Source organism: Sphingobacterium sp. JB170 (assembly GCF_900163865.1).
Classification (GTDB): domain Bacteria; phylum Bacteroidota; class Bacteroidia; order Sphingobacteriales; family Sphingobacteriaceae; genus Sphingobacterium.
This window is the reverse complement of sequence record NZ_FUKU01000013.1, coordinates 445445-470175: the sequence shown is the minus strand read 5'-3', so window position 1 is coordinate 470175 and position 24731 is coordinate 445445. Positions and strand designations below refer to the sequence as shown.

The following is a 24731-nucleotide window of genomic DNA, read 5'->3' as shown; positions in this document are numbered from 1 at the left end:
ACTAATGCTCGTTATCAACATGTTAGAAGAAAAAAAAGTTGCGCCGGATTGCGATTGCTCCATAATCGGGTCAATCAGTATCATCAGCGGCAAATGGAAACCCGTTATCATCTGGATGTTATTATCAGGTCCCAGACGATTTGGCGAACTTCATAAAGCCATTGACGGTATTGCACTAAAGGTTTTGTCCAGGCATTTAAAAGAACTGGAAGCAGACGGTATCATCAACCGGAAGGTATATGCCGAAGTCCCGCCAAAGGTAGAATATACGCTCACTGAAAAGGGGATGTCGCTCAACGATGTGATGCAGTTACTCGCAGAATGGGGTAAAAAGAATAATGCAGTCGAAATATAGATTGTCACTCCATGTTTAGTTTGGTTATAATCAGTGATGATCTAGTACCCTAACCTTCTCATTTTACGCTCAAACCATAATCAGACACCGACTTCCTAATTTAGACTACCTTTTTATAGGCTACTGATCTGACCTGTGTTGCTTATTTTCGCTTTTTCCTAGAATTTCTTAGCAAAAAAATATTATTGGCGGACATTGTAGCGGACGACACCATAGAAAACCAATGAAGCATAAAAAACAAGACTTTGTGAAGCATTAGATCCTTTTATTCATTTCTATTGGCCAAAGGAAACAAGCTTGAAAGATAATGGAAAAGGTTATATCGATTGGCTATATTTGGCATATAGGAACACTTATATGATGATATTAAAGTAAGTCAGCAGTGTTATATTGCAGTTCAATGTTTAACAGCTGATAAATAAGACAAACAATATTATTTTTACCTCGCATTAGTGGAAGAAATGGTTGAATATATTCTGCAATTTGGAAACCTCACGAAGCAGCAAATTGACCTTACAATACAATCCGTAAGGTATGTTTTCATTTAACGGATCTTAACTGGATACACATCGAACATTACAATAATATTTACAAGTCGTTAAATATGAGTGAATTCAAACATTCATTCACACCACCGCCCAATTAGAAATAGAATTAACAATTACTCAACCTGAAAACAAGAGCTAAACCCACATAGAGCATTGCCAAAAGGTTCATCGCCAGATTTCATTATTTCTTAATAAAGACGGTACGACGGCTTATTGATTCAAAGATTGATACTCCCTTTTCAGCGTCTCGGTTATACCATCCCGGTAACTTGTTGGAGTAAATGCGAAAGCCGTACAGAATTTGTCGCTGTTGAAGAAGTAGTCCCGGTCATTCTGGTACTGCATCTCCTTCAGCTCACGTATGGATCTGTCAAACAATCCGCCCAGGGACAGTATAAAAGGGGTTAAAACTCGATAAGAGGCTTTCCGCATTTTGAGACCGCTAGCCAGTTCAATAAGCTGATGTCCGGTCAATCGCTCGGACGAAGTGGGCAGGTGCCAGACCTGTCCGAAAGCACTTTCCGTGTTGCCGAGCATTGCTGTTGCCTTAGCAGCATCAGGAGTATAAGTAAACGAATGAACTTTATACGGATCGGCCTGCCAGCTCATCTTCTTACCTTTCGCGGCCGCATTCAGTACCAGTATATTCAATATGCCATTCTTGGAGGCTGGACCGTAAAAATCTGCGCTTCGAGCGATCAGCGCCTTCAGGTTTCGGGTCGCCATCGCTTCCATGATATGTCGTACCACCTCCAACCGGACGGTTCCTTTCTTAGAAGGTGGAGCCATCGGACTGTCTTCGGTCATATTCGGAATGGCACCTTTATCATACATATATACGTTGTCGAAGAACACCAGTTTGCTGCCATGGAGCACACAGGCATCCACCACGTTACGTATAATAGCAGGCCATTGCGACTGCCATATTCGAAAGTCGTATTTCAGGCCAACGGTCAGGTATACTATTTTCGAATCTCTTACGGCTTCAGATACCGCATCTGGATCCAATAGATCGGCTGAAACTAATTCATCGTTGCCGTTTACCTGACTGGGATAACGAGCCACCAATCGGATTTTTTCACTGAATTGCTTAAGTTCTTTTGCAAGGAGGCTTCCAATGTCGCCTCCCGCGCCTAATATAGTTTGCATAGCTATAAGTCTAATTTACAACGCATAAAGATAATCAAGGTATGATGAGAACAGCATGGAATCATGTTATTTTTTTTATGTGATTAAGTTAACTCCCAAGACCAACTCGCCTTTTACACCATATAGAAACGTAACAACCAACCGATGTTATAATGATACAGACAAGACTCTACTTTTTTGCCAGCAAGCCATAATTCCGGTACCAAGTTCGTGCTTGGCTCCGGTGGCGTTCAAAAAATTCCGCCATAAACAACAGGCCGGCACCACAATTAATGATTTTAATCACATTTAAGACAACTTGTTATGGAAGCTACAAGCACACCCCATCTTCAACGCTAGCATACGAACGGTTCCTATCCAATTGGGATCAGAACCGTATCGAATCTGTGGAACAGTTCAAGATCTTGGTGTTGAGTACGGCCTGCCAGGTTTTGGGAATCGATGACGTTTCTACTCGAGGCGTAGCCGGTCTCAAGTTGATATTCTCGGCAGTACTTAATGCCAATGTCTCGGGCAACCTTAAGCCCAGTGAAGCAGATATCACATTCACCAGGGAAATCATGAGTGGCGGCAAGTTCCTAGACATCACGGCACTTGACCACCTAATCATCACACCTAACGGATATTATTCCTGTCAGGACGAAGGGCCCGTGTAGCCTTTTTTCACTTGATTACAAACACTTTAACTTTAATAGGACAAGCCCAACTACTACTATATCATTTTTACTTTTTCAATCCAAACAACAAATAATCTATCGACCATTTTCCAGAACCTACAAAGAACAGACAGATAGCAATTGCCAAAAATAATAAAGCCAATTCGGCTGAACCCGACCCAAAAGCACTTTTCCCATCTGCTAAGACAAACCATTTTGGGAATATAGAGAACTTATTTCCTATTCCTTCTGATGAACCTTTTACGGTCAGTCTTAAGATTGGTTCACTCGAAGATAAATGAACCATAAATGCCACAAACATTGTAATTGCAATTCCTATCGAAAATAAAGGAACAAACAAACCAATAATTAATGCAAGTCCTCCGACAACCTCAAATAAAACGGCCATCAGTTGTAAAACACCGGGAAATTGATCTCCCATCCAATTCATCGGATTAGCTGCCTTGGGTAATCCGTGCATCAACAAACAAATTCCAGCAATCAGCCTAAGTATTAAAACTCCTGTCGAATTAAAATTGCTTAAATAATCTCTAAATAAAAATATCTCGTTCATAAGAATTTAATTTGACGTAAAGTAATTAAGTATATTTGTATTCAGCAAGTACATACATAATTATATGTACTTACAAAAAAGTAAGAAATGAGAAAAATAAATTCAACAAACACATTTAATAAAGATCAATTAGAGACGAGTTGTGGAATGGCTTATACTATTTCTGTTATAAGCGGAAGATGGAAACTTAGCATTTTGGGATTTTTACTCGATGATAAAGTACTTCGCTATGGAGAGCTAAAGAGAAAAGTAGTAGGGATTTCTGAACGAATGCTCATTGCTCAACTAAAAGAGTTAGAAAGAGATAACTTAGTTCAAAGAACATCTTACCCAGAAGTACCACCAAGGGTGGAATATAAATTAACGACTAAGGGAAAATCATTAAAGAAAATTCTTGTCCAAATGTCACAATGGGGAGAGGAAAATCGAAAACAAAATTAAAGCTACAGCATACAACTACCGCCAATACGGGTTTTTAATAACTTAACTTCTAAAACTGCGGAAACAGAAACGGAACAGACAAAACCGTCAACGAGCAATGCCAAAAGAGCGACTTCCAAACCAAAGAAGCTGACCAAAGAGGATTACTGCAGACAGTTCTTTAAATCCCGAATACTACGGCAAGCACAGGCAAATCGGCCTATGTAAGACAGGAACACACGTAACGTTTAGCAGGCTTACAAACATTATGGACATCGACAAAGGTTGGGCAATGCGGGGGTGTCCGCGTTATCTTTGCAACCTTGTCGTTCTTTTTAGGAAATGTTTTTTACTGATTTATACAAAAAAATCATCGGAGAATTAGCTTTGATTCGACCTTTCAAGGCATTTTGCCGTTTTAGTAGGGTCGAGTTGCGGAAAGTCTAACCTTGTCGAGGATTATGAAGCCATTTTAAATGCAAAAGATCTCTTCGACTAAATAACTTAATAATAGAGAAATAGATCTTGAACAGGGAATCAATTGATATATTGATTAAAAAAATCCTAAAAGCTAATTTCTCGGGGGTAATGGTAATAGGGAGTGCAGTTCTTTTTGGTTTTTAGCTAATTTTTCGCAAAGTCTATTCCAACATAATACCTGCGATTGTAAAATTGAACACGGTTTAATAAAATTAACACATCATGATTTAATAAAAATATAACAACAATGTTTACTAAATTTGCCACATCAACGTTTGATAACAAAAGCACGTCAGTGTTTGATAAACGAATAACGATATGGCAACACCGCGAGAAAGATTTGTAGAAGCCCTAAAGTTTCTACAGCAATTGCAAGAAAAAGGGACAATAAGCATCCATACGGATGACATTCCTAATCGTAAATACCGTGAAATCCTGACCAAGAATGGATTTATCAGGGAAGTCGCCAAGGGTTGGTATATCGCTACCGATCCGGAAGCGAAGGATGGCGAAACCACAGCCTGGTATAGTTCGTATTGGGATTTTATTGCGGTATTCCTAAATCATAGATATGGGGACGACTGGTGCCTCTCAGCCGACCAGTCGTTATTGCTTCATGCGGGCAACCAATCTGTACCGCAGCAGTTACTTATTCGTTCTCCCCACGGAAATAACCATCCAACGGCATTGCCGCACAACACATCTCTTTTCAATATACGGGGAGAACTACCGCCAGCGGATCAGCTCGTCATGACCGATAATGGGATACGAATGTACAATCTACAGTCTGCTCTCATTTACAGCGGCGCAACCATCTACACGAGAAATGCTATAGATGCCCGTACTGCATTGTCATTAATAAGGGACGCATCCGAACTACTGCCCATACTACTCGAAAACGGTCACACTACACTGGCAGGACGACTGGCAGGAGCCTTCCGAAATATCAACAGGGTAAGAATTGCCGACCAGATCATAGATACCTTTAAGCAGGCGGATTATGATATCCGCGAAGAAGATCCATTCGAAAATAAAATCGATCTTAAAATACCAGCCCGCGAACGATCCCCATATGCCACCCGTATCCGGTTGATGTGGGAGCAGATGCGAGAAGTGATCATACAGAACTTCCCTACTTCGCCGGGACTACCAGAAAATAAGGAAGCTTTCCTAAAAGAGATCGACGATATCTACGTCACTGATGCCTACCATTCCCTCTCCATAGAGCGCTATCGTGTAACGCCCGAAATGATTGAGAAGGTAAGTTCTGGAAAATGGGATACCAAAGAGAGTGAAGAGGATCGCAAACAGCGCGATGCAATGGCGGCAAGAGGCTATTATCAGGCATTCCAGTCCGTCAAGGAAAGTATCAACTCCATATTGGGCGGAGCAAATGCGGGAATGCAGGTAGACAAAGACCATTCGAAATGGTATCGGCAACTTTTCGATCCGAGCGTGACAGCAGGTTTGTTGAAAGCCGTTGATCTGGCTGGATATCGCAACAATCAGGTTTATATCAGCAACTCCAAGCACGTACCCTTAAATGTTGACGCCATGCGTGATGCGATGCCTGTATTGTTTGAATTGTTGGAAGAAGAAACAGAAGCATCTGTTAGAGCTGTTTTAGGGCATTTCATATTTGTATTCATTCACCCTTACATGGATGGCAACGGAAGGATGGGACGTTTTTTATTGAATGCCATGCTTGCATCGGGCGGATATAGATGGTCGGTCATTCCGGTGGAAAGACGAGATGAATATATGCAAGCACTCGAACAGGCCAGTGTTGAACAAAACATCGAGCCTTTCACAAAATTTATCGGTTACTTGGTAGAAGAAAACCTAAAGGGTAAAACGGTTGCTGAATTACCAAAAAAATAAAAGACCATAGTTAGGATACGAACCATGCTGTCTTCGCTGGCTGGTAAAGCTTCTTTCGGATATATCAACAGAGGCAAAGAGGATGGACGAAAATACATTACTCCAAAAGAACCTGAAGCAACAGCTATGCTTTGGGTTTTTAACTTCGGATAAACGAGCAATTGCGACGTTAGCAAAAAACGGTATCCAAGTGAATGAGGATGAAGTAAGTATTATATTGGATTTTGTGTATCTTGTCGTAAAGAACTACAACAAACCAGATATGGCTCAAGAAGCCGAATCCTTGATGAGAAATCGACCTTTTAAAAAAGACCTTAATGACGCAATGGAGCTTGTTTTTAGCTCAATTCTCGTCGAAAGGCTTAATAGTTTACTCACAAAGATCGCACTATAAATGACCGGATTATAACGGTTTGGCTCACAGGTTTTTATTAGCATAAAAAAAGGAGACAACCAGTAAGTGGTGTCTCCTTAAGTAGAGGGCAGTTTCGGAAAGTCTAACCTCATCGATGACTACGAAGCTATTTTAAATATGAAAAACCTCATCAAATAATCCCGGATACAATATTTCAATCAAACCGCCTGTTTCGCTACCCGAAGCAGGCTTTTTTATTTCGGCAATAAAAAGTACGCTACTTAATTATAGAAAATATCAAGCTAAATATCATCAAGTTTCCGTTGCTCATCTTCTGGAAATTGAATATGTTCTGATAAATCCTTAACAAATTTTCTTGCAAAGACAGCCCCATCAGAGTTACTCGTCATGATATTGTCATCACCAAGATCGACATTTTCTCCATAAATCGCTTTCCGAAGGTCAATACGCTGGTGCATTTCAGTCACTTTTTCTTCCAACTGTTCCACCACGGAAAAATCTGGTGTACCGCGTTCCAGCAAATCACTAAAATCTTTATAAGGAGAAAGGCTCACCTTAACCACTTTCTGCAACACCTCGCCCCATTGCAATACCTCATGTTCAGCATAATCAGGATTATTCTTCTTTTGCATAAACATGACCATTGCAAGAAACATTTCCGGCGTTCCGCTCCATGTCCGCTTTGACCCGAACATCTTAGAAAAAAATGATAGCAGTCTCATAATCGTTTATTTTGACCAACCTAAAGTTATGTCTTTTCCCAATGAAAACAAAACATTTTCCATCCGCGCCCCATACCATCATCCCAATTAACGTCTAAAGGCCATAGCCAACAATAAGAATCCGCGGTCCATTTTAATCCATTCACTCAACCCCCAGGAACTACGTGCCTTCATTCCCAAATTCCGGACACGACAAATTCCCAGCCTCCGGCAGCCACAGATCATCATATCTGGCAACCTCCTCCAACGCCACCCATCCCCCCTGCATATCCCACCCATAATGCTCCCCTTGCAAAACACCCCGCTCAAAAAGGCCAGAATACCCATCCGTCCGGGCCCGACAAAAAGCACTCAACCCAACGGAAGTATACAGTTTCCCAAGTGCAGCTGCAATAGCACGAATGGTCGACCCGGTCGTCACCACATCATCTACAATCCAAACCCGTTTATCGCCCCTACCAAACACAGGGGCAAGCTCATACCCATTCTCCAATGTCCTTTCGCACTCCAAGCGGCTTAAACCCCTCAATTTCACATTCTTTCTTTTCTTGCGTAACAGGTCCGAAACATAATCACATCCAACCTTATCCGCTACATGGCGGCACAGCACATCCATCGGCTTCGGATCCGACCTCCTCAGGATAGCCGTCTCCTGATGTCCCAACGCGCGCACGATGATATCCCCTTCTTCCATACTGTAATCATCATCTTCATCCTCGTCTTCGCCACCGAAAGCTGCCATACCGCCCATTATAATCCCCAGGAACTTCATCCCGTAGTCCATATCCGTTAGGGCGTACAAAGGCGTTGTTCTCTTTGCAACCAGCATATCGTCACTTACGGACGTCTTTTTGACGGAGACCATTTCATACACCAATCCATTTTTTGCATCAAACCTTAATTCCGGCGTAAACAGGATGCCACCAACCAAGCCCCACCTTTATTCCGTTGCTTTTTGAACTTGCTCGACAACGGTCGCGACAGACACGATAATTAATTCTTTTCATCACTTCAAAACAATCAATTATGGAAGTGACAAGCACAGCGCTGCACAACATCATCGTAGCAGAAGTCCAACTCGTTTACAAATCCAAAGTCAAAGTTCCGAACGCCCCGCCGTCAATAACCCTCACCGAGCCTACGACATATTGATGGCTAGCTGGGACGAAGGAAGGATCGAGTTGGTCGAACAGTTCAAGATACTCCTGCTGAACAACGACAAGAGAGTACCGGGCATTTTCGAGGTATCCACTGGAGGTATCGACTATGTCCCGGTAGATTCAAAGGTAATCTTCACAGCGGCGCTTAAGAACATCGCATCAGGCATCATAAGGCGCACAACCATCCCTCGGGGACACTCAAGCCAAGCACCGCCGACATCGCACTCACAAAGAAGTTGGCTGATGGTGATGGTCTGCTCGGCGTTCGGATACTTGATCCCCTGATCCTGACTCCAGAAGGATATTATTCATTCAACAGAGAAGGGCTGATATAGCGCTTCTCTGTTGGAGCAAGGAGCCGCTGCATATAAGCTAGGCTTTTGTATCTAAACTTATTATTTTGGTATTTCTACCCAGTTGATCGTTGTAATAGCTGCTTTATTGTCTGTCGTTAACGTCGGCGTTGCAACGGCCGTTGGAGCGTCTACTTTGAAAATCGTCGACTTGCCAACTTTGTCTTCATTGTAATAAATACCTACATAGCCAGTACCATCCAGAGCCGAATAGTTGTTTTCTCCGGTCGAGCTCACGATATCTGCCGAAGCGGGCGCCCCCGTTACCCATTTGAACGATTGATCCTGCACATTAGCAATGGCAAAACGCATACCGCCTCCCATAATACTGCTGTAAAAAGGTGTGGCATATGCATAGGCTTTCGGACACATGGTCAACAGAAAATAACCTTTCCCTAAATAGCTCTTTTGCCATATATAGTGACTGTTGGAAGCCTTTGTAATATCGAAGAAATAGGATTCATCGTATTCCGTCGTTCCTTTTTTGATTTTAGTAATAGCTACCGGTGTTTTGGTGCTATAATTTATTCCTGCTTTGTCGTAAGTCATCTTCATATTGAAGATATAGGTGTCGCCCTGTTCATCAACCTCAATACCGCTTGTCAAAAGTGTGCCAATTCCACCTGAACGGTCATCCCTGATTACCTTTTCCAATTTCATTTCCGGGTAGCTATAAACGGCTATGTATGAGCTATCCTGATAAGCGGAGCCAAAGGTTCTACCACTTTCTATACTCCAAAATGGAGCAAATACTTTATCCCCAACCTTTGCTGGCGTGGTAAAAAAAGCCTTTTCTCCATTTCCGGCCAATTTATTGGCACTTAGTTCCCCACTGGCAACAATCTCCTGTGTTTTGGTATCTACCCGAAACCATTGTGTAAACTCCTCTTCCGGTTGCCAAGCATTTTTGAACAGTAGCAATTCATCGCCTACATTTCCTATTGCCGTCATGGATTCTGTTTGGATTTCGGACAACGCGGTTATTTTTTTATCAGCAGTGGCTTTAAAAATGCTTATCGGGCCCGGGGCAGAACGATTGAAGGGAAGACTGTATAAGAATCCATTATTTGATAAATAGTTAATGCTGGCGGCCGATTGTTGGATACCCGTTCCTACGGTCACCAATAGGCCTGAGTCCAATGAATTGACCGTATGGATCACATCGGCGCCGGCGAAAGGTGAATTTCTTGTGGTAACGATAAAAACGCCTTCTTTTGGAACTTCCTCTTCTTTCCCGCTATTATCGTCAATTGGAGCCGGGTCTTTACTGCATGCACTGAATATAATCGCTGCACTGAATAGATAAATAAAAAATGATGTAATTTTCATGTTTTGTTTTTTAATTTAATGTTGCATTTATTGATTTATAAAATACCGGAGCTTCAGGTTAAAACTGCGCCCGGGTTTTTGAAGACTGAAGTTGTCGTACAACTTTCTGTCAGTTAGATTTTTCACATCCAGTCCGATGTTGTAGCGTCCGCCAGCAAGACTATATACCAAATTGACATCATGCGCTAGCTGGGTCGGAATGGTACGCCTTGTTTCAGCTGCACCCTCCGTTGCCCAAAACTGGTAAAACGAATGTACATAGAGAAGGTTATAGGAAATACTGAACTTATCTGATTGCTGAAGCAGGTTGTCTAAATAGAGACTCGCATCAGCATTACCAAAAAAATAGGGGATGTTAGGAATGCGCTCACCATAAGTAGTGCTCAATATCTGTATATCGGGACCAAGATCCTGACGATACCGTTCGCGATCCCGTAAATTTTGATACGTAGCACTAGCACCTGCGCTTAATAGACTTCCATATGAATAGCGTATTTCGGATTCTAGGCCCAGATTGGATACCTTCAATACATTGTCCGCCATGAGCCTGTTCGTGTACCCGTCAAATACATCGTAATTATAATCTTTGACATAACTATATACCCCTGTTACTCCAGCTGAAACACGGTGCTCCGCAAACGAAATGGCATGGTTTATTCCTAAGTTGATATTATCACTCCTTTCCGGCTTCAGGTCCCAGTTCCCGATCCTGTTCATCATGTCGCCAAAGAGGTCTTCCGCTTCCGGAAGCCGGGTTGTCTTTTCGTAGGAAAGCTTTACCTGGGTTTTCGGTTGTATAAAATAGGTGGAAGCAAAACCATACCCGAATTTATCACGGTTAAGACGGCCATCTTTAACAATAGTATCCAATGGATTGGCTGGATTGATCACGAATACAGTGGTATGTGCCCGCTGTGATAGATATTTTCCAAATACCGTCGCATTCCATTTCTCGGAACCTTTATATTGATAGCTAAGCCCTACGATATTTTTGTCTGCTTTTCTTGGTATCTGGTTAGTTTCGCTTCCGGGTAATACGGCATCGTATCCTTTGCGATTAAAAAGATTCAGTACATTATTGACAGCGAAAAAATGTCTGTCACCCAACCTATAGGTTGCGGTCGCTGCTCCGCTTGCCTTGTTATTTCTATAGATGTTGTGGAAATAGGTCAACTCGCCCCCTTTTCCCGTCATAGGACGTGATTCACCAAGCCAGTTATACCGTGCGTGGACGGTATCTACACTTTGTTCCCGTCCCAGATTGTAGTTGGCATTCAGTGTCACGTCAAGCCCCTTTATGAATAGGTCCTTTTTTCGATATTTCAGGGTTGGCATCGCAACATTGCCCCTAAGGTGCCAGGCGCCATATACAGCATTGATAAGTGCGCCTGTTTGCATCTCTTTGTAATATTGTCCCAAGGTGATGCCTGCAAGGAACTCATCGGCCCATTTCTTGTTTACTACGCCGACCTGCAGGATACCGGTTTCGTTGTGATATTGGTCGTGAAAACGGCGGACGGTCTGGACCTTATTGAGTTTTCCCGTTGACAGGTCTGCAACGTCTGTTTCTACCTTATAATCGTTGTCCGAATAGTTTTGAAAAGCGTTGATGCGGACATGGAATCCGTCCTTGGAGGTAAAGGCTCCATTGATATTCGAACGATGTGTATTAAAGGAACCATATGCATAAGAAACATCGAGGTAATTCTTCATGTTTCTGTCAGAAATCAAGTTAACTGCACCGCCCAGGGCATCGCTGCCTAACCAAACCGGTACGACACCTTTGTAGACTTCGATACGGTCTACAAAATTGATCGGGATATTATTGATCTGGAAAGCGGAGCCGAAGTCATCCATAGGTACACCATCTAAAAAAAACCGGATTCTTTTACCGGAAAAGCCGTTGATGGAAAAGTCGAAATCAGATCCCATACCACCGCTCTCGCGAAGACGTGCTCCCGGAACCTTGTCCAGTACCCGCGCGATGTCGAGTGTCGTATTCTGGAATTTCTTGGCATCCAGTGCGGTGATATGATAAGCCTGCCGATTGGCTTCCTGGTTAGCGGTGTATCCAAAAACCGAAACCTGGTCCAATAAAGTTATGCCGCTGTTAAGCTTGAAATAGAACGGATGATTCTGTTCTTTTACCTCAATCCTGGTTTTCAGGCTGTCGGTACCGATCTGCGAAATAAACACCGTGAAGATCCCTGTCGGCAGATTTGAGAATTCAAAACGCCCATTATCATCAGTTTGGGTTGATTTGCCTAATTCCGGGAAGCGTACAGAAACGGCAGTAAGTGGTTCGTTCTGTTGGTTATGTACAAACCCGACCACCGAAGCCCGGCCCAATTGGGCCAGGGAAGGCAAACAATAGCTTAAAAATGCGGCAAAGCATAGTATTTTCTTTAATGTCATCATATCCTTTTCAAACCAAATAATCCTAAACCCATGCTTTGTAAAACCTGAAAATCATCCGGTCGGGATACGGTTTAGATAATTTCGGCCCAATCATTCTTATTTATAATGATTATAAATTATATTTGTGAATTGCAAATGTATCCTTTAAAGACTTTACCTATTTGTGAATATGGAAGTATTAATTATGAAAACAGAAGTTTCGTTATGGGCATTGAAATAGCAGGTTCCGATTTCAGTGACATGATCTCCTCTATTGGCGGGTCAGATAAGATGCTCAATAAAAATGATGTCAACCGCATCAGATTGACAACTCCAAAGGGACGTGTTTCTTTCAAGGAAGAGATACTGCGCGGAAACTTGTCCATACTGGAATCGAATTACTTCATGAAAGAGGATCTGGAGATATTTGGCAAGGGCGATGCAGATCTGTTGGAAATCCAGTTCAACCTATCTGATAAAGGTATATTTTACCAAGATAAATCCAGTAAGGATCACATTACGCCGGCCATGTCAGGTAACATCGCCTATCTCTCCAGCGAAGAAAACCAGGCTAATATCCATTTCCAAAAAGAGACCTCTTACCATACCTTTGATATACATCTCCCTTTATCGTTACTGGACCAATATGTCGGTGAATCAAAAAAGCTCGACGGTTTCCTGTCACAGATACATAACGGGATCAGCAGTAAACTAACCACGGATACGATCGGCATCAGTCCTGCGATTTTCAACAGCATACAGGACATACAAACATGTACATACGAGGGGCTAACCCGAAGGATCTATTTGGAATCCAAGGCTTACGAACTCATTGCGCTACTCTATGAAGACAGCCAAAGGCAACATGTTCCGCAAAACCTGAGCGCAGACGACCGGGAAAGCATCCATTTGGCCGCCTCGATTATCCGTGGTAACCTGGAGGAGCCTTTTACGATTCCCCAACTGGCACGACAGGCAGGCATCAATCAGACAAAACTCAAAGCGGGCTTTAAAATGGTATTTGGCAATACGGTCTTTGGGTATCTGCAGGACATCCGCATGCACCAGGCAAAGAGATACCTACTGGATACCAAACTTTCCATCCAGGAAATAGGTATACGCCTGGGCTATCAAAATACGGCAAATTTCAGTAATGCCTTTAAAAAAATCCTGGGGTACTCACCGATGAAATTGAGGGAAAAAAGCAACAATCGGTAGCGGATATAATAAGCAATTAACAAATCAGCTTTTGTAGAGAGGAGACAGCTGTATACATTTTGTTCCTTGCTGACTATTGTTTGTTCCTGATGCCAAATCGATTTTTTCCCATTAAATAGGCGAAGGTCAATGTCATTGCGCCTGTGATAAACCACAGGGTATCTGTGATAAATACGTAAGGATGATGGAAGGCGGTAATCCACAACCAATCCCCGGTATTGAATCCATTCGCAAATGGGATGATACAGGCCAGCGCTCCCCCCAGCACCAGGCAATAGATCGTGATGTGCTTTTCCGTTTTCCGCAGATATCCGACCGTTGCGAACAACAACCAGCTTAAGAAAAACAGGGTATTGACGGAACTCGCATGGCCCGATCCCACGGGGACAAGCTGTTCGGCAATAAAAAGTAGCGCTGTTGCCGGAAATAAGCTGAAGCAGACCGCAAGGTAAACCACGGTTACCCGATGGTGGAAACGGCGTTGACGATCGCTGTATGTAGGCTTATTACGTGCTTCTTTCCACATCAGTACGCCGCTGATGATAACAAAACAGCTGAACATGGATAATATAAAGTAAAGCGCTTTCATCATCCATCCCCCGAAAGCAGCGAAGTGAACCTTATTGATCCCGGTCAGAACAGACTGGGTGTAATTTTTCTCACCGGGTTTGATTTGCAGCTTATAGTCTCCCGAATGCAGGTCCAATACTACAGTGCCATCCTTGTTGAAGGTCTTCTTATCCACCAGATCGGCTCCCAATGCTGCGTTCTCCCTTCCAGGGTTGATGATTTCCAGATAGGAGAGTTGATATTCCGGATAGTCGGAGCGAATCTGTCGTAACCCTTTTGCTATGGGCATATGAACAGCAGAATGATCAACGGAATCATGCGCATGAAAGGCCTCTGTAGGAAAGATCTTGGTAACCAGTTTATCCTGATCACCTTTGAACAGTACAAGAACTGCCGGTGCGAGGATAAAGACGCTTAGCATATAAAATGCTCCCGTTATGGCGTACATCAATTGAAAAGGCAGACCGATTATTCCGAATATGGTATGGGCATTTGTCCAAAACTGTTTTTTTATCTGTTTAAAGGAGAATGCATAGAATTTTGGAATGATGTTTTTCCAATGGATAAGTACTCCTGCCACCACAGCAAATGCAAAGAACAGCGAAACAAATCCCGCAATATAGCGTCCGATGTACCAAGGCACCTGGTCGAGAAAATGTAAGCGGTAAAGTGTATCTCCCGTAGTGGTTCCATCCCCATGGAACAGTTCTGTAATATGATCCGTACGGGGGTTATAAACAAAGGTCGTAAAATGGGTACCCGTCGAATCTGTGACAGGAGCGTAAATTGTATAGACTGGGCGTGCTTCGGTAGGTAGTACAACACGGACTTCATCTGCCTCTTTGATACCGGTTTTGACCGAATCCAACCTAGTGATCATCCGTTCATAATCAATATTGTCTATCACAGTGATGCGGGCGGCCGGATTTTCCCACTGGTAGATTTCCTGTTTATACAGCGATATCGCTCCTGCGAAGAAAATTATAAACAGTACTAAGCTGATGACGATTCCACTTACGGTATGGGTATGGAAAAGGATGTTGTATGCCCTCGGGCCAAGTCCCTTCATATCGCGACCTTCCCGTTATAAGCAATGAGACCAAAGATCAACGTAAGCAATAAGTAAATGCCCCAAACCACCCAGCCATTACGTACCCAAAAGGCGATGATCATTAATACCACCCACAGCAGGAAGCCGGAAAATGTTCCCGAAACCAATAGATTTATACCAATGGAGGGAACCAATGCCATGGCAAGGTGCAGCGCGGTTGACAGCAGGTAACCACCGATCAGTCCTGCACTAATTTTTAACAGACGTTGGCCCGGAGTGCTCAAATATTTTTGCTTTGCCGGCATATCAGAAATTAACAATTAAACCAAATAGACATAGAGAATGGAATACGATCAATGCCAGCAATCTTATCTGCCGGGGGCAGGAAGCAAAAAAGACTATACAGGATAATGATACCATATAGATACATAGCGCTGATAAAACACCAACCGTCCATCCTTTATCGAGCAACAACAAGGTTAAACCCAATAGAATGCTTCCCCAGTTCCAACAATGTTTTCCTAACCACGGAATAACCGTTATTTCCTTCGGCCAGTATCTGGATGACCGGTAACCGGAAAGTGCCCCAATAAAAAGCAGATAGACTGCAAGCGTAGTCATATTAACCCGAAACCATTATTAACATCAATTTAAGTTGATTACAAAAAATAATTATTTGAGACAAAAATATCCCTTTTATGCTTTACTGATTTGTGATTATGGACTTAATAGTTATGAAAACAGAAGTTTTGCTACTGTGCTGGCAATTTCAGGTGCCGTTTTTATTAATTTTATCCGGTAAGCCGATTTTTCATTTGGTTCAACGGGTGGAAAGAGAATTTTAATTGGCCAAGGACGCAAGCTATTTTATATGATCAAACTTATGCTTTCATTTTTAATATGGTCCCTTATTATCGTCGTTGTATTACTATTTGCAGGCGTGATATTTGAGCAATACTCAAGATGGAGATTGGAAAGAACGGCTTTTAATGGTAAAATTTTTGTTGAGATAAACGGTAAGCCGCTTCATTATGTAAAAAAAGGACACGGGAACTGTACGATCGTATTCCAATCTGGGATGGGAAGCAGTCATCGCGTATGGGAGGAAATCCAGGACAGCATATCACCACATGCGGTAACAATTTCCTATGATCGCAATGGGCTCATGCTGAGTGAAGATACAGGTATACCGGTAACAAACGATCACATTTCCCACGAACTCCAACTACTCTTAGAAAAAACAAAATGCCCAAAACCCTATATCCTTGTTGGGCACTCCATGGCAAGTGTTTACTTAAGGCCTTTTATTAGACGAAATGTGCAGGATATCTCAGGAATTATATTGGCAGAAGCTGCAAATCCAAAGCTTGCAAAGGAAGCTTCACCAGAATTATTAAAAGCGTTGCGTATACCGCCTGATTGGTTGATCAAGTCCGTTGTAAATACGGGGATTTACCGCGCAGTTTTTTCTTTTATTCCTATATCAAGGGAGATTCCGTTTGCGCACCCTTTACATCGTCAGGAAAGAGATTTCTTTTACAGATCATACCATAAAGTACTGGAGGAATTGAAAAATGACAGCCTGAATTTCAAAGATGCTGAGAAATATCCTTCTTTCGGCGATATTCCTTTGACAGTGATCATGGGTACTTCCGAAGTCCGCTATGCAGGAATTAAAAAATCCAGTATCAAAGATGAATTTCGTCTGTTGGTAAATGAGGGCCAGCACGAGCTGTTAAAATTGTCTTCAAACAGCCAATTGGTGAAAGCACAAAATAGTGGACATCTGCTTCAGATAAATGATAAAGAACTCCTGATTAAGGAAATCAATAAAATGCTAAAAAATCAGTGTTTTTATTAACCCCAACTATAAGTTTGCGTATTCCCATCAACGAAATTACAAATGAAAAATCGCGGAAAACTAAAAAAAATACAATATATCGGCTTTCTTTGTTTTGATTCATTCTAAATAATAATAACTTTGCTTTCTGTAAAAGAACAGAAGTGGAGCAAAACAGCGATAAATCCGGTCAGCAATTATCTGCTTTCCTTTCCGATGAAAGAGACCTTCGGCAATTCATTGACCTGCATTGGGAGAAACTACTGGCTTATTGCCAGCACTATACTCAGGATAGAGAAGCTTCGGGCGAAATCGTACAGGATATATTCTTTACGCTGTGGGACAGGCGTAACAATCTTCAGATCAACGTGAACATCGAACACTATCTCTTTTCGGCCCTCCGTAATAAAATAGCAAGATACTACAGGGATAAATACCGGGATGAACGGCGCCACGAAAACGTAATATCTACCTTCACGGAAGAAACTAGCAATACGGAACAAACTGTCTACCACCGTGACATAAAGCGCCGTGTATCGGAGCTTGTGATACAGCTACCCGAACGCTGTGGGGAAGTCTATGTGTTAAGCCGTGATGAAGGCTTGGCCATCCGGGAGATAGCCGGAAAACTTTCAATATCCGAAAAAACTGTCGAAACCCATCTTACCAAGGCCCTCAAATTCCTCCGCAAACATCTGCGGAACGAACGTTATTAGCCATTTTCCAAGTTATTTTTATTTTTTTCGTCGTAAACTCAGGGTAATTGCCTTCGGGGTGGAACTATATAGCTAAAGGAGCATTCACGATGGAAATAAACCCGGACTTGTTGAAGAAATATGGAGCTGGCACCTGCACTTCCGAAGAACAGAAGCTAGTGGAAGAATGGTTAAACCACGAGAATGCGGGCACACATTATGATTTCATGCCTGGCACCGACCTGGAAACAGAGAAAGCCAAACTTATCGATGCAATCGATATGCACCTTGCGAAAAGAAAACGTCGTTTTTGGTTCCGGCCGGCATCCATCGCAGCACTATGGTTTGTTTTTGTCACTATCGGTTTCTATAGTTACCATATCGGCATGTTTTCGTTTAATGGTTCCACTCCTGAGTACAAAACGGTACACGTTCCCGTCGGAAAAAAAATATCGGTGGTATTACCGGATGGCTCAAAAGCCTACCTTAACTCCGGCAGTACATTGACTTATCCCAAAGCGTTCGAGGGGCCTCAGCGCCTATTAGCGTTGGACGGCGAAGCATTTTTCGAGGTGGTCAAACAGGCGGGCAAGCCCTTTATCGTGGAAGCCCACGGTACCCGTACCGAAGTACTGGGTACGAGATTCAATCTGAACAGCTTTGAAAGCGAAGGAGAAACAAACCTAACGGTCGAACAGGGTAAGGTTATGTTCACGGCAAGTGATAGCCGCGACACCCTGGTACTGGTGGCCAATAACCGGGCGACCCATCAAAAAGGGCAACTGCAAATGGACGAAATTGCAGGGCACGAGGACAGCGGCTGGAAGGACGGAAGATTGATATTCAACCACAGTACCATTGCCGAAATGGTTCCCATACTGGAACGGTGGTACGGTGTCAGCATCATAGTCAGCGATCCTAAACTCAACGAATACCGTATGAAAATAAAATATGAAAACCCATCATTGCGACGGGTACTGGAAGATGTGGCCTATGCTACTGACATCCGGTTCAAAATAGTAGGAAAAAACGTAACCATTTATCCATAAGTAATAGCCCAAAACATGTATCCACCATAAAGCCGAAGAGAATAAACAAGAATCCCCGGGTCGCCGTCGCCAAACATTGTCCCGGGAATTAGTAACCGATCATCAATTGTTCATCAATCAATCAAAATTACATTCATCAAAAATATGTATTCTTTATTTATAAACATTCGAAACCTAAAACAATTTAAGTTATATCTATCCCTTATTATATTATCTATCACTTTCATTCCGGCCGCATTTTCACAACAAGGCATCTTGCAGAAAAAGGTCACTATCCAAGTCAATAGAGTCAAACTTTCAGAAGCTATTACCGTCGTGGAGAAAGCGGCCGATTGCAGCATTGCCTACAGCGAGACCTTTGTCAATTCAGACAGAGTGGTTTCCCTCAACGTGACCAATCAACCGCTGTCCGGTGTATTGGAACAACTTTTCGGAGAACTTGCAAGAGGAATGCAGGTAAAGGGAAACCAAATAAATATACAACCTTCTAAGGGAAGGGGAACCGTGTCCGGTGTTGTGTATACCAGTGATGGTCAGCCTGCGGGTTTTGTGAGCATAGGTATTCGGGGTCAGCGCAGCACACAGGCAAATGATCGGGGCCAGTTCAGGCTGGAGAATATCGAAACAGGTACATATACCATCACAGCCAGCTTTGTAGGATTACAGACACAACAACAGCAAATAGCCGTAGTCCCTGATGGCATAGTCAATGTAACATTTACCCTTAACGAAGATGCGCAAACGTTACAGGAAGTAGTTGTCAATGGTATGCCAGTTAACAAAGTGGTAGACACGCCTTCTCGTTTTCTCCGTATCCAGAGCCCTTTAATGGAAACACCACAGAACATACTTTCCATAGGTTCCACCACTTTTAAAGAACAGCAACTCCTGACACCCTCGGAGATTACGAAAAACATAAGTGGTATAACCGACAATATGCCTTATGCAGGTGCATCTACTGGGTTTAGTATTCGCGGAACTTCTGCTGGCAATAACCGGTTGCGTAACGGAATGCCTATTTCTACCCTTATCGGATACGGCATCTTGCAGGAGGATATGAGTTATATTGAAAATATCGAATTCATAAAGGGGCCAGCAGGTTTTATGCTCGCACAGGGCGAACCAGGCGGTATGTTCAATGTAGTAACCAAAAAACCACTTTCCTATAAACATGCATCAATAGAATTTATGACTGGCAGTTATGGCCTTTATCGCACTTCGGTGGATGTGGGCGCACCGTTGTCTGAGAAAGTGTCGTACCGATTGAACGTTATGGGACAAAAATCAGGAACACATGTCAACTATGGACAGAACAATCGGTTCAGCATAGCCCCTGTTATACAATATAAGGCTTCAGATCGAACAAACGTCACCCTCGAATACAATATGGATGTGGCCGGTCTTTTAGCGACAAACAATGTGATGCCCACTGTTGACCGGCAGCCGTTGCCACGGGATCTATTGGTCGGTGATCCGGCGGTTGGACAAACAAAACTCTCCAACAACTATGGATATGTTCATGTTGAACACCACCTAGATGACAATTGGAAAATTACCTCGCAAGCTGGTGTTATGCTGGCGCGATGGAAAGGCAAAGACCTTTATAGCCTAAACGCAATCGTAGATCCTGATGGGTTATTGACCAGACGTTACCGGTATATTGAATTTTACGATGATTTCTACACTGCACAGGCATTTATAAACGGAAATTTTCGTTCTGGATCAGTGTCCCACCAATTACTGGTGGGAATCGACGGAGGTATCCTCCATACCAAGGGCAAACATGCAGACGTCCGTAATATACTCCCTATTAACGTCTATGACCCACTCTACGGACTTAGCAAACAACTGGACACGTTGATAGACATCGATAACCTCAGTTTTGGCTATGATAATACACCAAACAGTTTGGGTGTGCCACAGACTATGAGTTGGCAGGCTGTCATGATCCAGGATCAACTTACTTTGGCTCCATGGATACAGCTGACCCTAGGTGGCAGATATACCTACTACAGCAATGGGAGCACGTCTAAACCGGAGGTTGATAAGGTCTTTTCTCCCAGGGCGGGACTTTTGGTACATCCATTTTCCAATACGTCGATTTATGCCCTTTATGACCAATCCTTCCTTCAACAGCCCGGACAGTCATTTGATGGCAGCAAGTTTGAACCCCTTACCGGTAATAATATCGAATTCGGCATTAAACGCCAGTGGCTGGAAAAGGCGTTATTTACCCAGATAAGTGCCTACAGAATCACTAAAAACAACGTGCTTACGGCAGATATAGACAACCCTGGCTTTAGTGCGCAGTGGGGGCAGATACGAAGTGAAGGAATAGAAGTAGACATTATGGGAAATCTAACACCTGGCCTGCAACTCACCGCAAACTACGCCTACATCAATGCCAAAGTCACCAAAGACGCTGACCCGCTCCTTATAGGTACACGCCCAACCAATCCGATCCACAATGGCAACATCTGGTTGACTTACCGTTTTAGCCAAGGCACATTAAAAGGTTTTGGTCTAGGAGCCGGTACTTCCTACCAGAAGGACAGGTATGTTGTCACATTTAAAAAAGAGGATACGGATAAGCAGCAGAAACTCCCGAATTATAAGAGTATCGATGCAGCTTTGTACTACAATCGCAAAAAGGTTTCTTTCGCGCTGAACCTCTATAACCTGGCGGATACCTATAATTTTTCAGCAAATAGCTTTAACTATCTAGCGGGCAAGTCGGGCGAGTTTTTTATGAAATCGATGCCCGGGCGAAATTTCCGCTTTTCCATACGCTATAGCCTTTAAAGATAATAAGGGTATGCAGATCATCAAATGGCTACACCTTTGGCTTGGCTTGTTTTCCGGGGGCATCGTTTTTATCGTATGCCTTACGGGAGGCATATGGGTGCTTCGTGATGAAGTCGCTTTTTTTACAGAGCCTTTTCATTGGCTCAACAATACCGATGTTTCTTACAAGAATCCCACGACACTGCACGAATCTGCGACTCGCTATCTGGATTCTATAGAAAGTCCAAATAATTACAAGCTGCACAGCTTAACGTACCGCGAAACAGGGAAGTCAAGTTATATTGACTATTCTGATACACTCAACGCTATCTATGTCGGCTATCTTCATATGGATCCCCACACTGGTAAGATTTTGTATAATTATGTTTTCCAGGAAAGCGCTACACATCGTTTTTTTGAGTTTATACGAAGTGGGCACCGTTTCCTTTGGTTACCCAGGCAGATCGGAAGCCCAATTGTAGGGGCCGGCTGCCTGGTTTTTCTTATTGTTATGGTTACCGGTATATTCTGGTGGTATCCGAGAAAATGGACAAAATCAACACGTGCAAAGAGTTTTCGTATTATGTGGAGCGCAAGCTGGAAGCGGGTCAATATCGATCTGCACAATGTGCTCGGCTTTTATGCCTTCATATTTGCATTTGTGTTGACTTACACCGGTATATATTACAGCTTTCAGTGGTACAGAGAGATGCATCATTCGTTTGTGGGTGAATCCCGCACCCCGATTTGGAACGAATTGTCGGTTAACGAATTTTCAGTAGCTAAAAAGCGGATGGAGCCCCCTGTTGATATGATATGGGAAACAATCCTCAACGATGTACAAATCGGGAAAAGTGAAATTACGCTATCCTTTTTATACGATAGTACCACTCCTATACAGTTCACCATAAATCCTTATCCAGGGACTTATTATGGTATTTATAGCCGCTATTTTGATCCCGGGACACTAACTGAGCTTTCCTCTAAAGGTTTCAGCGTACGTAATGGTACCTTGCCATTTGAGAAACTCACCGCAGGACAAAAAATAATCCGGCTTAACAGTGACTTACACGTGGGAACAATTGGTGGTTTGTCAACAAAGATTATAGCCTGTATAACCTGTTTGATTTGCGCTTCGCTTCCCGTCACCGGCTTCATCATTTGGTATAACAGAAAGTGGGGAAAAAAGAAAAGATGCAAAAAATAGCGTAAACATCAGCAATCACGATCAAAAAAGCTTCCAGGCTGAAAAAAAGAAAAACTAAAGTATCCAACAACTAAATTTATTACAAGCATTTAATCACTTAATTGGGTGATTAAATGCTTGTAAATACTGGGATTTACTTGACATTTATTTTATTCCTATGCCAAGGGCAATCCCGTTAATTGCTTTTTACAATCCTAAATAGTATCTGTCTCTACGGCGACAATAAGGGGGATTGTTTACCCACGGACCAGATTGCTACATTGTTCCAGAAACCGCTCACATCGTTGATCATACCGATAAGCTTCATCCCAACCGACTGAAGACGAGCCTAGGTATCGGGTATCACTCACAGTTTGGGCAAATTCATCGAAAAGTAACTTTTCTTCTTCTGTTGATCGGGGAAAAATATCGTTCGGAAATAGCCAAAAACTTGAGCAAAGGCTATACAAGTGTTTTAGATTATACTGATACGGGCTATAACCGTAGTAATATTCCAGCAGTCCTAAACAGGCTTGCTCGATAGCTTGATTATAGAGCAATACCTTAATTGCAACCTCTTCCGAATTATCTATTCCAGAGCCACCGTTATAAAATCCGCTTGCATTATTTTCTCGGCTATACCATTTCGTTTTGGCCTTACCCTGTTCGTCTTCAGTAAGGATACCGTTGTTCTCATGAAAAGTCCAATCCGGAGAATAATTATCTGAGCAGAATAACGATGCGTTGTATTGCAAAACTTGATGAAAAAAGGGACTATTACTGTTCAGTTTCTTCTGTATTTGCTCACGTGTAAACGAAAGCAACAATACGGATATTCCAGATTCTTGATTAATTGAAGCCTGGATATTCATTACTTTATCCCGGATATCGCTATCACTCACGATAAGTAGATCATAACAATGGTCTGCTGTTTCATTCTTATCATCTTTCACATTAACACCCCGTATCTCAAAGCGTCTTGTCCGGTTGCCAAACAGATAAATGCTGATATCCTCGTTAATCTGGGAATGTATATATTCAAGTATACTTTCCTGCGGGGTACTCTTATCGAATTGGAATTCTGTTTTTTGTTTGGAATTAGAAGACTTTTTATCCTGGTCAGGAATGCTTGCATTTGAAACTTGCTGCTCAAAAGCAAGGACAACTTGCTCAAAGATGACTACGGCGGCTGACAGTACGGTTTCCATTTTTCCTTCCAGTTGAAGCAATGTTTCCAAGTCAACCTGAAATTTGTCCTCATAGCGGGTTGCCCGGTAAATATCCTCCAGTACCTGAAACAGATGGATATCTTCATCCACTTCGTCATTAAAAATAGCTGGATATAAAGAACATGATTCCTTCAGGAAACGATGATGGCAACGGATAGAGTGCGTAATCCTTTCCTTCGCCGTTAACAGTAGTTCGAGGTAACGGTAAGTTAATTCGATAGTTTGATGCAACATAAACGAAGCCATTGCGTACTTCCCTTGTTCCTTGAAATGATAATACCCGTCTTTAAACTCATCAATTTTTTGCTCTTCCCTGTGTCGCAATTCCATGGTCAGATCTAAGCATTTTCTGGAATCATAATTAGCAGGTACAGGTTTAAAGTCAGACTCTTCCTTTTGGTATACCAGTTTCTCAGGCTGACAGGATGAAAACAAAAACAGGCTGCCCTCTCTGATTTTGTCTTTCGCTTGGAAGGCGACATAGCACATGATGCGATATTGTGGGTATTCCCTTATCGTATTCACAATTTTAGGTACCAATTCGCCCAGAGTTTTCACGTACTTATTAGATACCAGAATAATCAGTTCATAACTTACATCGGTACCTTCATGAGTATTCAGGTAAATACTTTCGATGTTATATTTTGAAGTCAACGCAAGGATAATTTGTTTTAAAATTGTCAGCTCTTTTTGATCAGTGTGTTTCATA

General features: G+C 42.6%; 21 protein-coding genes and 1 pseudogene. 13 read left to right on the top strand and 9 right to left on the bottom strand.

Going from position 1 to position 24731, the window contains the following annotated elements:
• Positions 1–4: 4 nt before the first annotated feature.
• Complete coding sequence (locus FM107_RS03560) at positions 5–355, top strand: helix-turn-helix domain-containing protein (protein ID WP_256959311.1); 351 nt, start codon at positions 5–7, stop codon at positions 353–355.
• 758 nt (positions 356–1113) lie between these two features.
• Here the strand turns inward: FM107_RS03560 and FM107_RS03555 are convergent.
• A complete protein-coding gene (locus tag FM107_RS03555) occupies positions 1114–2052 on the bottom strand; it encodes an NAD-dependent epimerase/dehydratase family protein (RefSeq protein WP_086947129.1) in 939 nt (312 codons plus the stop codon).
• A gap of 272 nt (positions 2053–2324) precedes the next feature.
• Here FM107_RS03555 and FM107_RS03550 point away from each other — a divergent pair, with 272 nt between their 5' ends.
• The gene (locus FM107_RS03550) at positions 2325–2708 is read left to right on the top strand and encodes a JAB domain-containing protein (protein WP_086947128.1); all 384 of its coding nucleotides are present in this window, start codon (positions 2325–2327) and stop codon (positions 2706–2708) included.
• 67 nt (positions 2709–2775) lie between these two features.
• On the opposite strand, the gene FM107_RS03545 is transcribed toward FM107_RS03550, so the two are convergent.
• Positions 2776–3282, bottom strand: coding sequence for a DoxX family protein (locus tag FM107_RS03545; RefSeq protein ID WP_086947127.1), 507 nt, complete (start codon positions 3280–3282; stop codon positions 2776–2778).
• 87 nt (positions 3283–3369) lie between these two features.
• Here FM107_RS03545 and FM107_RS03540 point away from each other — a divergent pair, with 87 nt between their 5' ends.
• The 3 genes from FM107_RS03540 to FM107_RS03525 all read left to right on the top strand — a co-directional run bounded on the left by FM107_RS03540 (position 3370) and on the right by FM107_RS03525 (position 6457).
• Complete coding sequence (locus tag FM107_RS03540) at positions 3370–3723, top strand: helix-turn-helix domain-containing protein (RefSeq protein ID WP_086947126.1); 354 nt, start codon at positions 3370–3372, stop codon at positions 3721–3723.
• A gap of 777 nt (positions 3724–4500) precedes the next feature.
• Complete coding sequence (locus tag FM107_RS03530; RefSeq protein WP_086947125.1) at positions 4501–6063, top strand: Fic family protein; 1563 nt, start codon at positions 4501–4503, stop codon at positions 6061–6063.
• 82 nt (positions 6064–6145) lie between these two features.
• On the top strand, positions 6146–6457 hold the full coding sequence (locus FM107_RS03525) for a hypothetical protein (RefSeq protein WP_086947124.1): 312 nt from the start codon (positions 6146–6148) through the stop codon (positions 6455–6457).
• 263 nt (positions 6458–6720) lie between these two features.
• Here the strand turns inward: FM107_RS03525 and FM107_RS03520 are convergent, their stop codons facing one another.
• Positions 6721–7161 carry a hypothetical protein gene (locus FM107_RS03520; RefSeq protein ID WP_143559418.1) on the bottom strand — a complete coding sequence of 147 codons (441 nt, stop codon included), beginning with the start codon at positions 7159–7161 and terminating at the stop codon, positions 6721–6723.
• Positions 7162–7321: 160 nt separating this feature from the next.
• Positions 7322–8092, bottom strand: a complete 771-nt coding sequence (locus tag FM107_RS03515) for a ComF family protein (protein ID WP_143559417.1) — start codon at positions 8090–8092, stop codon at positions 7322–7324.
• 95 nt (positions 8093–8187) lie between these two features.
• Here FM107_RS03515 and FM107_RS19905 point away from each other — a divergent pair, with 95 nt between their 5' ends.
• Together FM107_RS19905 and FM107_RS20175 are read left to right on the top strand one after the other, a co-directional pair.
• Positions 8188–8313 (top strand): hypothetical protein, encoded by a 126-nt coding sequence (locus FM107_RS19905; protein WP_256959310.1) that lies wholly within the window; start codon positions 8188–8190, stop codon positions 8311–8313.
• Positions 8313–8656 (top strand): annotated as a pseudogene (locus tag FM107_RS20175) (JAB domain-containing protein). Before FM107_RS19905 ends, FM107_RS20175 begins: the two are co-directional and overlap by 1 nt.
• Before the next feature lie 60 nt (positions 8657–8716).
• Here the strand turns inward: FM107_RS20175 and FM107_RS03505 are convergent.
• Entirely contained in the window at positions 8717–10003 is a 1287-nt protein-coding gene (locus FM107_RS03505; protein WP_086947121.1) for a DUF4374 domain-containing protein, read from the bottom strand.
• A gap of 27 nt (positions 10004–10030) precedes the next feature.
• A complete protein-coding gene (locus FM107_RS03500) occupies positions 10031–12421 on the bottom strand; it encodes a TonB-dependent receptor plug domain-containing protein (RefSeq protein ID WP_086947120.1) in 2391 nt (796 codons plus the stop codon).
• 204 nt (positions 12422–12625) lie between these two features.
• Between FM107_RS03500 and FM107_RS03495 the strand changes: the two genes are divergently transcribed.
• Positions 12626–13618: a helix-turn-helix transcriptional regulator gene (locus FM107_RS03495; protein WP_086947203.1), complete on the top strand. Its 993-nt coding sequence runs from the start codon at positions 12626–12628 to the stop codon at positions 13616–13618.
• Positions 13619–13691: 73 nt separating this feature from the next.
• Here the strand turns inward: FM107_RS03495 and FM107_RS03490 are convergent, their stop codons facing one another.
• Entirely contained in the window at positions 13692–15257 is a 1566-nt protein-coding gene (locus FM107_RS03490; protein WP_086947119.1) for a PepSY domain-containing protein, read from the bottom strand.
• Positions 15254–15523, bottom strand: coding sequence for a hypothetical protein (locus FM107_RS03485; protein WP_256959309.1), 270 nt, complete (start codon positions 15521–15523; stop codon positions 15254–15256). Before FM107_RS03485 ends, FM107_RS03490 begins: the two co-directional genes overlap by 4 nt.
• A gap of 599 nt (positions 15524–16122) precedes the next feature.
• Here FM107_RS03485 and FM107_RS03480 point away from each other — a divergent pair.
• The 5 genes from FM107_RS03480 to FM107_RS03460 all read left to right on the top strand — a co-directional run bounded on the left by FM107_RS03480 (position 16123) and on the right by FM107_RS03460 (position 22814).
• Positions 16123–17100 carry an alpha/beta fold hydrolase gene (locus FM107_RS03480; protein WP_143559416.1) on the top strand — a complete coding sequence of 326 codons (978 nt, stop codon included), beginning with the start codon at positions 16123–16125 and terminating at the stop codon, positions 17098–17100.
• A 143-nt stretch (positions 17101–17243) separates the two neighbouring features.
• Entirely contained in the window at positions 17244–17795 is a 552-nt protein-coding gene (locus FM107_RS03475) for an RNA polymerase sigma-70 factor (protein WP_179204392.1), read from the top strand.
• 89 nt (positions 17796–17884) lie between these two features.
• Complete coding sequence (locus tag FM107_RS03470) at positions 17885–18823, top strand: FecR family protein (RefSeq protein WP_143559415.1); 939 nt, start codon at positions 17885–17887, stop codon at positions 18821–18823.
• Between the two features lie 144 nt (positions 18824–18967).
• Entirely contained in the window at positions 18968–21625 is a 2658-nt protein-coding gene (locus FM107_RS03465; RefSeq protein WP_086947114.1) for a TonB-dependent receptor, read from the top strand.
• Positions 21626–21638: 13 nt separating this feature from the next.
• Positions 21639–22814: a PepSY domain-containing protein gene (locus FM107_RS03460; protein ID WP_086947113.1), complete on the top strand. Its 1176-nt coding sequence runs from the start codon at positions 21639–21641 to the stop codon at positions 22812–22814.
• A 236-nt stretch (positions 22815–23050) separates the two neighbouring features.
• Here FM107_RS03460 and FM107_RS03455 read toward each other — a convergent pair whose 3' ends face one another.
• On the bottom strand, positions 23051–24730 hold the full coding sequence (locus tag FM107_RS03455; protein ID WP_086947112.1) for a HEPN domain-containing protein: 1680 nt from the start codon (positions 24728–24730) through the stop codon (positions 23051–23053).
• Between the last annotated feature and the right edge of the window lies 1 nt (position 24731).